Origin of the sequence: Mesotoga sp. HF07.pep.5.2.highcov (assembly GCF_003666285.1) — a bacterium.
Lineage (GTDB): Bacteria > Thermotogota > Thermotogae > Petrotogales > Kosmotogaceae > Mesotoga > Mesotoga prima.
The window spans coordinates 1-1179 of record NZ_JFHJ01000071.1 but is presented as its reverse complement, the minus strand read 5'-3'; the positions used below and the strand labels follow the sequence as shown (position 1 = coordinate 1179).

Below are 1179 nucleotides of genomic sequence, written 5' to 3'. Positions count from 1 at the left end.
TCCATCAAGGATGCTTCGGACGAGGTTCCATCGCCAAATATGCCCGACGCTATCTCAACGAAGAATTCGTTCGCAGTCTCTTCTGTCGCTTTTGCTTTGGCATATTCATTGTAGAAAAGGAGCTCATTATCCAAGATCTCATAGTCGAACTTGTTTTCTTCTATATAGCTCTCTATCCACCTGTTATAAGTATCGTTTTGATAGCCTGACACGAAATCGTTGTAGCTGGCCGAGTTGACAACATCTTCAAGGCTGTTTATCTCATTTCTCTCTTCTACAATTATCAAATGATAACCAAATTCGCTTTGAACGGGACCATACAACTCGCCGATAGGAGCAGCAAGGATAGCTTCCTCGAATTCAGGTACGGTCTGACCTCTGACTATTGACCCCAGCTCGCCTCCATTCGCAGCCGTTGAAGAGTCTATCGAAAACTGGAGTGCAGCTTCTGCGAAGGTGATTTCGCCGCTGTTGATTCTGTCCATTAATTCAGTTGCTGTAGCCTCTTCTGTAACCAGAATATGTCTAGCTCTTATCGTCTCAAACTGATTCTTTATCTCCGTCTTGAACTCTTCGAAATAAGCCGCCAGAGCGTCGTCATTTAAAGGAGCCACCGATTCTTGAACGAGCTCAGCTTTAAGGGCATCGGAAACATAGTTTCTGATTTCCGATCTGAAAGCGTCCATGGAACCATAGATCGCCTCTATTTGTTCAACCATGTCGGGACTCGAGGTGTACATTTCCATCATCGAATCGGTTTCCGCGTCAATTTCCTCTTCAGATGGAATCAAATTGCTCTCCCAAGCAAAGTAATCTATTAGCTTCTCATCAACGATGTATGGTATTATCATGGTTTTCAGCCCAAGCTCGCTTGGTGTAAAGTAACTGTCAAAATAAGGATCAAGAATAATCCCTTGGCTCGCCGCATTTGCCACTGTTGCGTTAAATGCCTGCTCGATTTCCTCTCTTGTTATCCAGAACTCTTTAGAAACTGCTTCTCCACCTTTTGTTATCCTGACTGCATACTCTGCTCCGATAAGGGTGAGCGAAAAAAACGCTGCCAGGAGTATTAGTAGAAACTTCTTCAAAATCATTCCCCCTCGTGTATTAGGTACATTCATGATAACATTTCATTTGAAAAGGTGTGTCACGAGAGGTGAATATTTTGAAGAAAACTGA

General features: G+C 43.3%; 1 protein-coding gene. It reads right to left on the bottom strand.

Going from position 1 to position 1179, the window contains the following annotated elements:
• Positions 1 to 1088: peptidylprolyl isomerase (locus tag BG32_RS01300; protein ID WP_121526285.1), on the bottom strand; the 1088-nt coding region annotated here is incomplete at its 3' end.
• Positions 1089 to 1179 lie beyond the last annotated feature (91 nt).